The organism is Candidatus Rhodoblastus alkanivorans, from assembly GCF_022760755.1.
In the GTDB taxonomy this organism is placed as follows: Bacteria; Pseudomonadota; Alphaproteobacteria; order Rhizobiales; family Beijerinckiaceae; genus Rhodoblastus; species Rhodoblastus alkanivorans.
In genome coordinates this window covers 1,970,505-1,983,264 of the sequence record NZ_JAIVFP010000001.1, presented here as the reverse complement: position 1 = coordinate 1,983,264, position 12,760 = coordinate 1,970,505, and the positions used below count along the sequence as shown (strand labels likewise).

The window sequence follows — 12,760 nt, the reverse complement described above, 5'->3', positions numbered from 1 at the left end:
GCGGGCTTACCAGCGGTAATGCGAGAAGGCGCGGTTGGCTTCCGCCATGCGATGGGTGTCTTCGCGCTTCTTCACGGCGGAGCCGCGATTGTTCGACGCATCCAGCAATTCCGCCGACAGGCGATCGACCATGGTCTTGTCGTTCCGGCCGCGCGCGGCGGTGATGATCCAGCGGATCGCGAGCGCCTGCCGGCGCTCAGTGCGCACTTCGACCGGCACCTGATAGGTGGCGCCGCCGACGCGGCGGGAGCGGACCTCGATCGCCGGCGCGACATTGTCGAGAGCCTGCTTGAAGACGCCAAGCGGGTCGGCCTTGGCCTTGCCCTCGATGATGTCGAAAGCGCCATAGACGATCGCTTCGGCGACCGCCTTCTTGCCGTCATACATGATCGAATTCATGAATTTGGCGACGATGACGTCGCCAAACTTGGCGTCCGGGATGACTTCACGCTTTTCGGCGCTGTGACGACGAGACATGTTCGTTCCTCGAAAATCTGAATCTTATTTCGGACGCTTGGCGCCGTACTTGGAACGGCGCTGCTTGCGGTCCTTGACACCCTGGGTGTCGAGCACGCCGCGCAGGATGTGATAGCGCACGCCGGGAAGATCCTTGACGCGACCGCCGCGGATCATGACGACGGAGTGCTCCTGAAGGTTGTGGCCCTCGCCGGGGATATAGCCGATGACCTCGAAGCCATTGGTCAAACGAACCTTCGCGACCTTGCGCAAAGCCGAGTTGGGCTTTTTCGGCGTGGTCGTATAGACGCGCGTGCACACGCCGCGCTTCTGCGGGGAAGCCTGCAGATGGCGGGCCTTTTCGCGATAGGTTTTCGGTTGCCGCGGCTTGCGGATCAACTGGGAAATTGTCGGCATCCTTCGCCCTTCCGAAGCGATGTTGAAACGGTGTCGCGGGACGTCGCCGCCCCGGTTTTGCTTCGCCACAGCCCGGACGGACGCGCGGCGAAACAAACGAGCGCCTTCAGCCCAAAGGGGCTTCCGGCGCTTGCCAGACAGAGGATCAACGCTTCAAGCGCCAATCGTGTCGATGAACGATCCCGCCAGGAAACCCCTGAGCGGAACCGGATGACTGTTCAGTCGCAAAGCTGGTCAACAGCGTTTAGACTGCCTAGGTTTCCCGCGTGGCGCTGGAAAACATGCCCGTCTACGGCCTGTCTGAAGTGGCGCGGAACATAGGAGCGAGTTTGAGTTCCGTCAATCGTTTTTATCGCTCCGCCGCCGAAATTACATTCCGCGACAGAACAAAAGCCTCGTCAAACTCCTCGCCGCCGCCAGCACAGGTCCGGACGCTCTCCGACGCGAGCCGGCGAAACTGTCTTCGGCGCCGCCTGGAAGCGCCGATGGATCGAGCTCTTGCGGGCGGCGCTCAGCCCTTTCGAAGAGACGCGGGGCGGCCCACGGCGTCGTGGCGAATCAAGCCTCGAAACCCTCGAAAATGATCTGGTCCGCATGTTTGCGGGCGGCGTCCGCCTGATGGGGAGAACGGATGGTCCAGGTCATGACGGGAATCGCGGCGACGGCGCGGGCGAATTCGACCACGGGCGCCGGGAGGTCCGTCGCGCGCCAGGAGAGGAAATCCGGCCGCGTCGCCGCGGCATGGGTGAAGCGCGTCAATTCCTCCCATTGCGCGGACGGGAGGCCGACGAATTCCGCGCCGTCATAATCGCTCTGCGCCACGATTCCGAGCGGCCAAGGCGCGGCGCGCGCGCGCAGGGCGGCGATCAGCGCGGGGTCAAAGCTCTTGAGCGCGACCAGGCCGCCGTAATCGGCCAAGGCGGCGGCAACGGCCCCGGCCAAGGCGAGGTCGCCGGAAAAGTCGCTTTTCAGCTCCAGGATCAGCGGAACGGCGCCCGCGACCGTCGCCAGGAATTTGGCGAGGCTCGGAATCGCCTCATCCCCACCGCGCAGCGCGATCCGCGCCAGTTCATGGCTGTCGTGTCGGGCGAAAGGGCCGGAAGCCTCGGTCAGCCGGTCGAGCAGGTCGTCATGAAAGACGAAGACGCTGCCGTCGCGCGACAGGCGGACGTCGCATTCGATCGCATAGCCGCGCCCGGCCGCCGCGCGCGCGGCGGAAAGCGAATTCTCGATGATTCCGCGCCCGCGATCATGCAGCCCGCGATGGGCGATAGGCCGGGCGACCAGCCAGAAGTTTTCGCCTTTCATGACGCGATTTCGAAGATCGCCTCGACCTCGACACAGGCGCCAAGCGGCAATTGGGCTACGCCGATGGTCGAGCGGGCGTGGGCGCCGGCGGCGCCGAGCGCCTCGCCGATCAGGTCCGAGGCGCCGTTCATCACGCCGGCGAGCCCGGTGAACGACTCGACGGCGTTGATAAAGCCGCCGAGGCGAATGCAGCGCTGGATCCGGCCGAGGTCGCCGAGCGCCGTTTTCGCCTGCGCCAGACAATTCAGCGCGGAAAGCGCCGCCGCCCCTGCCGCGTCGACTTCCGACACGCCGCCGCCGACCCTCCCGACATAGGCGGACGCCAGCTTGCCGTCGGCGCCGAAGGGCAATTGGCCGGAAACGAACAAAAGCGCGCCGCTGGCGACCGTCGGGACGTAATTGGCGAGCGGCGCGGTGGGCTGGGGCAGCACATGGCCCAGATCCCGCAGCCTTTGCTCGATGTCGCTTCCCGTCTGCCCCATCGCCGTCTCTCCTTCATCATCCAAGTTTCGCCACAGGCTTCCCCCAACAATAGCGGCAAGTTACGATTTCGCGACCGCGAATCGCTCGCCAGAAGCTTTTCCGATGCGTCCTGTCCTTGCAGCTTTCGCCCTGGCCCTGTCCTGCGCCGCGGCTCCCGCCATCGCGCAGATCAAGCCTCCTTCCGACCATGCGGCAGGCCTGGTCAGCCATCGCGCGATTTACGATCTCCGGCTTGCGGACGGAAGCGGCTCGAAGGCGCCCGCCAGCGCCACGGGCCGAATCGCCTATGATTTCGCCGCGGATTGCGGAGGCTACGCCCAGACGCTGCGACAAGTGGTGGATATGCAGCCGAACGAGGGCGATGAGCGGATCACCGAGACCCGCTCCACCACTTTCGAGGACGCCGACGGCGCGGATTTCAGGTTCAGCACGGCGCGGCCCGCGAGCCAAGGCGGGGACGTGGACGGTAGCGCCCAACGCGACGCCGATGGAATTTCCATCGCCCTGAGCCGGCCGGAGCCTTTCCGGCTCTCCACCCAGTCGGACGTGCTTTTCCCGACCCAGCACATCGAGCGAATCATCGAGGCGGCCCGGCGCGGCGACAAGGTCATGCTCGCCAGGGTCTATGACGGCTCCGACAACGGCCGCCACATTTACAATGTCACCACGATCATCGGCAAACCGGCGCGCGGGCCGGACGCCGACCAGGGCGCCCAGGGCCCCGCCTTCCGCAACGTCGCGCGCTGGCCGGTGGCGGTCGCCTATTTCCCTGCGGATCGGCGCGACGGCCTGCCGGATTACGTATTGTCGTTCGACCTTTATGAGAACGGCGTCTCGACCAACCTCAGGCTCGATTACGGCGACTTTGTCCTGAGGGGCGAACTGACCCGAATCGAGTTTCCACCCGCGGCCAGGTGCGGGCGCTGACCGGCGCCCCGGCCCGCGCCGTCACGCGCGCAAGCTCTGGCCCTCGTCCGCCTTCCTGTTGGCCGCGATCATTTCCGCCACCGCCTCCTGGCCGATCGGGGCGCCGAAATAGAAGCCCTGCACGACATTGCAGCCATAGTCGCGCAGGAGGTCGAGTTGCTCCAGAGTTTCGACGCCTTCGGTCGCGCAATTCAGTTTCAGATTGTCGCACAGGCTGATCACCGATTTGATGATGTCGCGCGCGGCGGAGTTGGCGTGCATTTCCTGGACGAAGCTGCGATCGATCTTGATTCGGTCCACCGGCAGCCGATGGATATAGGCGAGGCTGGAGTAGCCGGCCCCGAAATCGTCCAGCGAAATCCGCGCGCCGAGCGCCTTGAGCCGCTGGATCGCATGAGCGGCGTGCTCGAAATCGGAAATCAGGGCTGTCTCGGTGACTTCGATCTCGAGGCGGCCGGGATCGAACGCGCTGCGCTCGATCAGGGCGGCGAGCTGGGTCATCGCCACGGGCGAGGCGAGATCGCGCGCCGAAAGATTGAAGCTCAAGCCGATATCTTCGGGCCAGTCCCGCGCCGCGGCGAGGGCCTTCCGCAGAATCGTGCGCGTCACCAGATGGATGGTCTCGCCGCATTCCGCGACCGGTATGAACAGGTCCGGCGGCACGGGGCCGAGCTCGGGGCTCGTCCACCGCGCCAACGCCTCGAATGCGATGATGCGCTCGGACGGGACATCCAGAAGCGGCTGGAACTCGACCGAAATCTCCTTTTCCAGATCGGCGCTACGCAAGGCCTGCTGGATGCGCGCGTTAAGCAGCATTTTGCTTTCGTGGTCCGGCGAGAACAGGATCGGCTCGCCGCGCCGGTGCTGCTTGCCGTAATAAAGCGCGTAATCGGCCCGCTCATAAAGCCGGTGTGCATCCATCGCGTCCTGCGGATAGCGCGCGAAGCCGATCGACGCGGAAAGGCCGGCGTGGATCTCCGCGAGTTTCAACGGCGCTTTGAGCGCGGCGCAGATCTGGGCGCCGAGCTGAAGAATGTCGTCCTCGCTGGAGCGGCCGCGCATGAAGAGCGCGAATTCGTCGCCGCCGAGCCGGGCGATGGTGGTGGCGCCGCCCGAGAACAGCTCCAGGCGCGCGGCGCATTCCCTGAGCACGCGGTCGCCGAGGGCGTGGCCGTACAGGTCGTTGATCGGCTTGAAGCCATCGAGATCGATGACGCCGACGACAAGTCCGCCGCCAGCCGACTCGGCGTCGAGGGCGCTTTCGAGCCTCGCGAAAAATTCCCGCCGATTGGGGAGACCCGTCAGGCTGTCCCTATTGGCGAGCAGGCGGTTTTCGTCGGCAAGTTGGACAGACCTCAACTGGGCTTCCACCATTCTTTCGAAATCCCGCGCTGATCCAGCCACCATATAACCGAAAAACAGCGCGACCATCGCCAGATTGAGCGCGATCACCTTCGCATCGGATCCTCCGGAAAACGCCAGCAGCAGCAAAAAGGCGGGCAAAGTGATCGCCGATAAAGCCAGAGCCACGCGCGGCAGATGCGCCAGGGTAAAGCTGCAGATGATGTCGGTGATGACCACCGTATAGACAAGCTGGCTTTGACGGCCGGTGTCGCCATAGAGAAATAAAGCCAATGTCCAAGCCATATAGGCGAGGGCGAAGCCGACCGCGAAGCGATGGACGGATTGCAGCATGGCGCTCGCGCGATCCGGATCGACCGGCTTGTTGCGGCGCGATCGCCAGGAATAGGCGCGGATGGCCCCGGCGACGAGCAGGACCGAGGGCGCGACATAGATCAGGAATGGCGGCGCGACCGACGAAAAGACGAAAGCAATTGTTATGACATTAAGGCAAAGTATACTGTAAAGCAATGGAAGATGCGAAGCGAGTTGCGACAGCCGAGCTTTATCAAGCTCCCGTTGGAGACGGGACGGCGCTGTTGCCCCCCCGATCTGCGGTATGGCAGGCAAAATAAGCATTTCGTTAATCTCGAGCGATAAGCGGCGACGCCGACGCCGAACTGGAAAAACTCTCTCTTCTTTCAATTAATGGAAATCATTTAACTCAGCCTTACCATGGGCCGTACAATGCCCAAACGTCATGGTTAAACTCTTTCGTTAAAAACGTATAAGGCCTTCCGTTACGAACGGAAGGCCTTTCAAATCAAAGCGACACCTTGTTAAGAGCGCATTTACAATGGAATATTGTCGTGCTTTTTCCAGGGATTTTCCAGTTCCTTGTGGCGGAGCATGGCGAGCGCCCGCGACAGGCGGCGGCGGGTGCCGTGCGGCTGAATCACCTCGTCGATATAGCCGCGCTCGGCCGCGACGAAAGGCGACAGGAAGCGGTCCTCATATTCCTTGGTGCGCTCGGCGATCTTGTCCGGATCGCCCATGTCCTGACGGAAGATGATCTCCACCGCGCCTTTCGCGCCCATGACCGCGATCTGGGCGGTCGGCCAGGCGTAATTGACGTCGCCGCGCAGATGTTTCGACGCCATGACGTCATAGGCGCCGCCGAAAGCCTTGCGGGTGATGACGGTGATTTTCGGCACGGTGGCCTCGGCATAGGCGAACAAGAGCTTGGCGCCGTGCTTGATCAGGCCGCCATATTCCTGCGCCGTGCCGGGCAGGAAGCCGGGCACGTCCACGAAGGTGACGATCGGAATGTTGAAGGCGTCGCAGAAGCGCACGAAACGCGCGGCCTTGCGCGAGGCGTCGGAATCCAGCACGCCCGCGAGAACCAGTGGCTGGTTGCCGACGACGCCGACGGTCCGACCGTCGATGCGGGCGAAGCCGACGACGATATTCCTGGCGTGGGCTTCCTGAATCTCGAAGAAATCGCCCTCGTCCACCACTTTGACGATCAATTCCTTGATGTCATAGGGCTTGTTGGGATTGTCCGGGATCAGAGTGTCGAGCGACAGGTCCATGCGGTCGGAATCGTCGAAGCTCGGCCATTCCGGGAGTTCGTCGGTGTTCGAGGACGGCAGGAAGTCGATCAGCCGGCGCATCTGGAGCAGCGCCTGCACGTCGTTGTCATAGCCCTTGTCGGCGATCGAGCTTTTGGTCGTGTGGACCGAGGCGCCGCCGAGCTCCTCCGCGGTCACGGTCTCATTGGTGACGGTCTTCACCACGTCCGGTCCGGTGACGAACATATAGCTCGTGTCCTTGACCATGAAGATGAAGTCGGTCATGGCGGGCGAATAGACGTCGCCGCCGGCGCAGGGCCCCATGATGACGGAAATCTGCGGGATCACGCCCGAGGCCAGCACGTTGCGCTGGAACACCTCGCCATAGCCGCCGAGCGCGGCCACGCCTTCCTGGATGCGGGCGCCGCCGGCGTCGAACAGGCCGATGATCGGGGCGCGGTTGCGCAACGCCATGTCCTGGATCTTGATGATCTTTTGCGCGTGCGTTTCCGACAAAGAGCCGCCGAGCACGGTGAAATCCTTGGCGAAGACATAGACGACGCGGCCGTTGATCGTGCCCCAGCCGGTGACGACGCCGTCGCCGGGGATCTTTTCGCCCTTGTCCATGCCGAAATCGACGCAGCGATGCTGCACGAACATGTCGAATTCCTCGAAGGAATCCGAATCGAGCAGCAGTTCGATACGCTCGCGGGCCGTGAGCTTGCCGCGCTTATGCTGGGCGTCGATGCGCTTTTGACCGCCGCCGAGCCGCGCGCCCTCGCGGCGCTCGTCGAGGGCTTCGAGGATATGTTTCATGGAGATTTCCCGGTGTTCAGGCGGAGTTGGTTCGCCACTGCGCCGCAACAAGCATCGCGCCGGTTTAGCACGGCTTTTTGGGGGCCGGAACCCGCCAGATGACGAACGGATGAAATCCTTTGGGCTAATGCGGCGACGCGAAGTCGGCGAGCAGGAAGCCGCTCGCGATGACAGAACTGGCTTCAAGGCGCCGCTCGATGACCAAAAGTCAACGGTCTGACGAACGACTTCACCCCAACGCCGCGTAAAGCTCATAAGCCGCGCGCATTTCCTTGCGCCGGGCGGCGCGGCGGGCTGAAGCCTCTTCGTCATCGCCCCAGAGGCGCAATTCGTGGTCTTCGTCCACATGGGCGGCGTCCCATGCGGCGTCGAAACCCAGCGCGCCTTCGATCAAGGCGAGCGCGATCAGGACCGAGCCGGAGATAGTCGTCATGACGTGGAGCGCGGCCAACCGCAGCGCGCCGTCCGGCTTTTGCGCCTCGCGCGCCACCAGGCCCTCGACCGCCGCGCGCGATTCCGCCGGCTGGTCCACGAAAATCACGCCCTCGACGCAAAGGAAGCGGGAGCCGTGCGCGTCACGAAAATGATCGAGCACCGGCTCCCACGCCGCGTTCTGGGCCGTGACCAGGCTCTCCGGCTCTCCGGCGCGATAGCAGACGAGGTCCGAGCCCGCAAAGGTCGCAATCGCAGCCGCCGTCGCTTGCATTTCGCGGCTCACCCCGTCGAGCGCGGTGTTGACCATGCGCGTCATCGGCATGTCGGCGGGGTCGATATGGTCGCCCTGACGGCGCCATTCCGCCGCCAGCGCCTCGGCCAGCGCGCGCGTCGGCGCGACCAAAGGCGCCCGCGCCGGGGTATGGACCGGCTTGCCGTCGAGGGCCACGCCGAACCCCTCGCCCCGCGCCTCGACGCCGACTTCCGTATAGAATTTCTTCGGCAGCGGGCGTTTCATGTCCCGCTGCGCCGCCTTCAGGGGATCGCGTTCGCCGGATTCGACGAATAAGGCGCTCAGGTCGTCACGCATTGCATGAACTCGTCGAGTTGGACGCGCAAGGCGTCCAGATTGTCGGCGATGGTCACGGCGCCGGCTTTTGTCAGCTTTTCATGAGGATGATAGCCCCAGCCGACGCCGATGGCGTGGGCGCCGGCGGAGCGCGCCATGCGCATGTCGAACACGGTGTCGCCGACCATGCAGGCGTCGCGCGCAGTCATACTGGTCTCGGCCAGCGCCCGGTTGAACATGTCGGGAGCGGGTTTCGAAGGCGCGTCGTCGGCCGTCTGCACCGTGGCGAACATATCCCGCCAGCCATAGGCGTCAAACAGCCGGTCCACGCCGGCGCGCGACTTTCCGGTGGCGACGCCCAGTCTGCAATCGTCGCGCCGCGACATTTGCCTCAGGAATTCCTCCACCCCCGGATAGACCGGGCAGCGGTCCTCGATCCGCGATTCTCCGCGCAATTGCATCCAGGCCGCCTTATAGGCGTCGGCCAGCTCCTTGCTCGGGCCGCGCCCTTCGGTCAGGGCGTCGAAGGCCTCGACCAGCGACAGGCCGACCACCGACAGCGCCTTCTCGCGAGTCGGCGGGGCCGGAAGGCCGAGCGCGGCGAAAGCCCGCCGCTGCGCCTCGACGATGCAGTTCTGGCTATCGACCAACGTGCCGTCGATGTCAAAAATGATGAGCTTCACGGCTTGCCTCCTCACCTTTTCCCGCCATTCGCGCGCGGCGGATCGGATTGTTCCGTCCTTTATAGTCCCGCCGCGCGGCCGCGCCAATCGAATCGACGCCGTTCAATAACGCCAGCCGCGCCGCCAGAACGCCCAGGCCCAGGCGAGATCGTCGCGGAAGGTATTGGGGCGGCCGATCTCCACCGTCGCCGTCAAGCCGGCGACCGGGGTCACGTCGGACGGAACCGGATCGAGCACGATGCGCACGGGCACGCGCTGGGCGAGGCGCACCCAGGTGAAGACCGGATTGACCGAAGCGAGCCCCGTCCCCGCGCCGCCGGCGTCCTGATCGGCGACGCCACGGCTGACGCTTGCCACCCGCCCGGTCAGGACATGGTCGGGATAACCCATCAGGACATAGCGCGCCTCTTCGCCTGGATGAATGGAGGCAAGCTGCGTCTCCTCGAAATAGCCGGCGAGCCAGAACGAATCCCGGTCCACTATGGTCAGGCTGGACTGGCCGGCGGCGACGAAATCGCCCTCGCGCAGGCGCAAGTTGGTGACATAGCCGTTGACCGGCGAACGCACGATCGACCGTTCGAGGTTGAGCTTCGCCATGTCGAGCTGGGCGCGCGCCTGATCGACCGCGGCGTCGGCCACCTTGGCGCCGACTTCATATTGCTCTTTTTCTTCCTTGGAGATCGCGAGGTCGGTCAGCTTGGCGCGGCGCTGCGATTTGAGCTGCGCCAGCCGGGTCGATTGCTCCTGCCCGTCGAGCGCGGCCTCGGCCTGCGCGACCGCGATCTGGTAGGAGCGCGGATCGATGACGAAGAGAATGTCGCCCTTTTTCACCGGCTGGTTGTCGGAGACCAGCAATTTTCTGACATTGCCGGCGACCTCCGGCGCAACTGTCACCGTTTCGACCCGCACCCGCGCGTCGCGGGTCCAGGGCGCGATCATGTAATGGCGCCATAGAGCTGTGGCGAGGAGCAGGCCGCCGGCGGCGGCGCACAGGGTCAGCGCGATTCCCAACAGGCGGCGAAATTTGCGTTTCATACCAGATAGACCGTGAAACCGAGGACGGCGACGAACAGACAAAGCTCCACCAAAGCGACATGCCAGAACAGCGCGAACAGGCCGGCTCGCGCGAATAGCCAGCGCAGGGGCAGGAAAAGCAGGAAGGCGACGGCAAGATCGCCGACGAAGGGGGCGACATAGACGCCGAAGAAATTGATTTCCGTTGTCATTGCAGCGCCTGCTGGAAGAAGCGGCGACGCCCCGCGACCAGCGCGTCGATGGCGGGAAGGATGCTGGCCGCGCGCAGGATCGGCGCTGCGCGCTCCGGTTCGACCTCCGCCGCGCGGGCGCGCAGCCGGGCGCCGGTCTCGGCGAGGGCGGCGGCGCGGCCGGCGCCGGCGAGGCCGGCAAGCGCGTCGCGGGCGATCCGGTCCGATGCGGGATCGCCCGCCAGCAGGGTTCTCAGGCGCAGCACGTCGCGGCCGAGGCGCAGCGCGGCGAAGCCGCTGCGCAGCGCGGAGTCGCTCGCGACATTGGCGGCGCGCAGCCGCGCGATCAGCAGCCGCATCCGGTCGTGCATCCGCGCTTCCCATTCCGGCGCGGAGACCGCCTTGCGCCGACGCAGCAGATCGGCGAGGTCGCGCCGGATTTCTGCGAGCAGATGCTGCCGCAACGCCCGCGCGTCCACCGGCAGAATGATGCGATAGACGAGCGAGGTGAGCGCCGCGCCGGCGATGGTGGCGAGCGCGTTGTTCATGAATATCTCGGGCTCGAAGACCATGGGATTCGATGGCGCGACGAGAGTGATGAAGAACACGCCGAAACCGATGCCGACAAACATCAGGCGCGGCGCGGTCATGGCGGCGGCGCTGGCGATCAGCGGCGGCGCGAGCCACAGGACGAGCAACGGGAAGCCGGTGATCTGGGGCAGAACCCAGAGCAGGTAGAACAGGCCCAGCGCCGTCGCCAAGATCACGCCCCACACCATGTCCATGGCGTCGGCCGTCGGCCTTTCGCGCAGCGACATCAGGGCGACATTGGGCGCGACCGACGCCATCATGATCGCCCCGAACCGCGACCAGCCGAAGCCGAACCACAACGCGCCGGCGATGAGGACAGCAGCGCCGGCGCGCGCCGCGTTGAGCCAGGCCCAGCGCCAGTCGAGATGGGTGGCGTTGCGCAGAACGCGCGCGGGCGCGGCTGCGCTGGACAGCCCGAGCGCGGCGCGCTCCAGTTCTCCCAGCAGGTCGGCGAGGCGGTCGATCGCGACGACGGATCGCGGCGACAGTCTCTCCCCTCCCGCCGCGAAAATGGATTCGAGCCGCGCCCGCGACAGGCCGAGCCGGCGCGTCGCCTCGGCGAAGGCGGAATCGTCGCGCGCGGCCAGGGCGGCGCCCGCCGCGTCGAGCGCGTCCTCCGTGTCGCGCAGATTTTCCGCGAGAAAGGGCTCGGGCGCCTCCGCGGCGTCGAGCGCTTCCGACAGAGCCGGCGCCGCCGTCAGCGCGCCGTAAAAGGCGGCGCCGGCGTCGCGCAAGGCGGCGAGTCGCGCGCCCTGTTTCGGGCTTTCGGCGGCGGCGAAGGGGATCGAGGCCTCGAACGCGCCGACGCGAAGGGCCAGCGCCCGCCGCTGCGGTTTCAACGCAAGCCCCTGCCCCGGCCGCAGCGCGATCCGCGCATGGGCGAACAGGTCGGCCAGCATCGCGCGCAGCATCCTGTCGAGCCCGCGCGCGGCGCCATGGCCGCTCAGCAGCGCCCCGACCAGCGCCGAACTGGCGATTCCGAGCGAAACCACGGCGACGCGCGCCATGGCGAGAGTGAAGATCGATTCCGGCCGATCGACCGCCGGCATGGCGATGAGCGCGACGGTATAGCCGGCGAGCACCGCGCCATAGGAGCGGAAGCCGCGCAAAAGCGTCGAGGCCGCCGTGCATAGCGCCAGCCACAAGGCGAAGCCGAGCAGGAACAGCACGGGGGCCTGGGCGAACAGCGCCATCAGGATCACGCCGGCCGCGCCGCCGATCAGGGTGCCGCCGAGCCGGTAGAGGCTCTTGGCGAGAATCATGCCCTGGACGGGATTGGACACGATCAGGACCGTCGTCATCGCCGAATAGGGCGTGTCGAGCTGGAGCTTGAACGCGACCCACAGCGCGAGCAGCGCCGCGACCGCCGTGCGCGCGCCATGGACCCAGACAGTGGGGGCGGCCAGCGGCTCGAAGGCGGCGCGCGAAGCGGCCGCGAATCCGGCGCCGGCCGTCGTCGTCGCCGCGCTCATTTCCGGGCCTTCGCCGGCGCCGCCAGTTCTTCCTCCACCCGCGCGACATTGGCGAAAATCCGCGCGAAAACCCGCTCGCAGACCTCGATGTCGGCTTCGGCGACGCCCTCGAACAGGCGAGCCGCCATCCGATCGACGAGGTCCTTGGTCAGCTCGAAAATCTTACGGCCCTCCGCTGTGAGATGCAGCGTCTTGCCGCGCCGGTCGTGCGGGTCCTCGCGCCGCTGGACCATCCCACCCTCCTCCAGCCGGTCGAGCAATTGCGCCAGCGAGGGCCGCTCGATTTCGAGGATTTCGGCGAGGTCCTTCGGCCGGACGCCCTCGCCGAGCCGGCCAAGATAGAAAAGGGGCCGGCAGGTGGCGCTGGTCAGGCGGTAGCGCGAAACCTCGGCGTCCATGGCGGCGCGCCAGCGGCGAGGCAGCAGCAGAGCGGAGGCGAAGAATCGTTCGTAGATCATGGCCGATATCATTATGGTCCTAATTATTA

General features: G+C 65.7%; 13 protein-coding genes. 1 reads left to right on the top strand and 12 read right to left on the bottom strand.

Annotated features, from left to right (window positions below; translation table 11 throughout):
* Window positions 1–6 precede the first annotated feature (6 nt).
* The 4 genes from rpsG to K2U94_RS09160 all read right to left on the bottom strand — a co-directional run bounded on the left by rpsG (window position 7) and on the right by K2U94_RS09160 (window position 2,663).
* Window positions 7–477, bottom strand: a complete 471-nt coding sequence (gene rpsG, locus K2U94_RS09175) for a 30S ribosomal protein S7 (protein WP_243066918.1) — start codon at window positions 475–477, stop codon at window positions 7–9.
* 24 nt (window positions 478–501) lie between these two features.
* On the bottom strand, window positions 502–873 hold the full coding sequence (rpsL, locus tag K2U94_RS09170; RefSeq protein WP_088520448.1) for a 30S ribosomal protein S12: 372 nt from the start codon (window positions 871–873) through the stop codon (window positions 502–504).
* A gap of 558 nt (window positions 874–1,431) precedes the next feature.
* Complete coding sequence (locus K2U94_RS09165; protein WP_243066917.1) at window positions 1,432–2,181, bottom strand: glycerophosphodiester phosphodiesterase family protein; 750 nt, start codon at window positions 2,179–2,181, stop codon at window positions 1,432–1,434.
* On the bottom strand, window positions 2,178–2,663 hold the full coding sequence (locus tag K2U94_RS09160; protein WP_243066916.1) for a RidA family protein: 486 nt from the start codon (window positions 2,661–2,663) through the stop codon (window positions 2,178–2,180). Before K2U94_RS09160 ends, K2U94_RS09165 begins: the two co-directional genes overlap by 4 nt.
* A 103-nt stretch (window positions 2,664–2,766) precedes the next feature.
* Here K2U94_RS09160 and K2U94_RS09155 point away from each other — a divergent pair, with 103 nt between their 5' ends.
* Window positions 2,767–3,591, top strand: coding sequence for a cell envelope integrity EipB family protein (locus K2U94_RS09155; RefSeq protein ID WP_243066915.1), 825 nt, complete (start codon window positions 2,767–2,769; stop codon window positions 3,589–3,591).
* Between the two features lie 21 nt (window positions 3,592–3,612).
* Here the strand turns inward: K2U94_RS09155 and K2U94_RS09150 are convergent, their stop codons facing one another.
* The 8 genes from K2U94_RS09150 to K2U94_RS09115 form a co-directional block, all read right to left on the bottom strand.
* Window positions 3,613–5,463 carry a putative bifunctional diguanylate cyclase/phosphodiesterase gene (locus tag K2U94_RS09150; RefSeq protein ID WP_243066914.1) on the bottom strand — a complete coding sequence of 617 codons (1,851 nt, stop codon included), beginning with the start codon at window positions 5,461–5,463 and terminating at the stop codon, window positions 3,613–3,615.
* Between the two features lie 320 nt (window positions 5,464–5,783).
* On the bottom strand, window positions 5,784–7,319 hold the full coding sequence (locus K2U94_RS09145; RefSeq protein ID WP_243066913.1) for an acyl-CoA carboxylase subunit beta: 1,536 nt from the start codon (window positions 7,317–7,319) through the stop codon (window positions 5,784–5,786).
* A 229-nt stretch (window positions 7,320–7,548) separates the two neighbouring features.
* Window positions 7,549–8,343: an ATP12 family chaperone protein gene (locus tag K2U94_RS09140; protein WP_243066912.1), complete on the bottom strand. Its 795-nt coding sequence runs from the start codon at window positions 8,341–8,343 to the stop codon at window positions 7,549–7,551.
* Complete coding sequence (locus tag K2U94_RS09135; protein ID WP_243066911.1) at window positions 8,328–9,005, bottom strand: HAD-IA family hydrolase; 678 nt, start codon at window positions 9,003–9,005, stop codon at window positions 8,328–8,330. The genes K2U94_RS09140 and K2U94_RS09135 overlap by 16 nt, the downstream gene beginning before the upstream one ends.
* 102 nt (window positions 9,006–9,107) lie before the next feature.
* The gene (locus tag K2U94_RS09130; RefSeq protein ID WP_243066910.1) at window positions 9,108–10,040 is read right to left on the bottom strand and encodes an efflux RND transporter periplasmic adaptor subunit; all 933 of its coding nucleotides are present in this window, start codon (window positions 10,038–10,040) and stop codon (window positions 9,108–9,110) included.
* Entirely contained in the window at window positions 10,037–10,231 is a 195-nt protein-coding gene (locus K2U94_RS09125) for a DUF1656 domain-containing protein (protein WP_243066909.1), read from the bottom strand. Before K2U94_RS09125 ends, K2U94_RS09130 begins: the two co-directional genes overlap by 4 nt.
* Entirely contained in the window at window positions 10,228–12,273 is a 2,046-nt protein-coding gene (locus tag K2U94_RS09120; protein WP_243066908.1) for an FUSC family protein, read from the bottom strand. Before K2U94_RS09120 ends, K2U94_RS09125 begins: the two co-directional genes overlap by 4 nt.
* On the bottom strand, window positions 12,270–12,731 hold the full coding sequence (locus tag K2U94_RS09115) for a MarR family winged helix-turn-helix transcriptional regulator (protein ID WP_243066907.1): 462 nt from the start codon (window positions 12,729–12,731) through the stop codon (window positions 12,270–12,272). The genes K2U94_RS09120 and K2U94_RS09115 overlap by 4 nt, the downstream gene beginning before the upstream one ends.
* Window positions 12,732–12,760 lie beyond the last annotated feature (29 nt).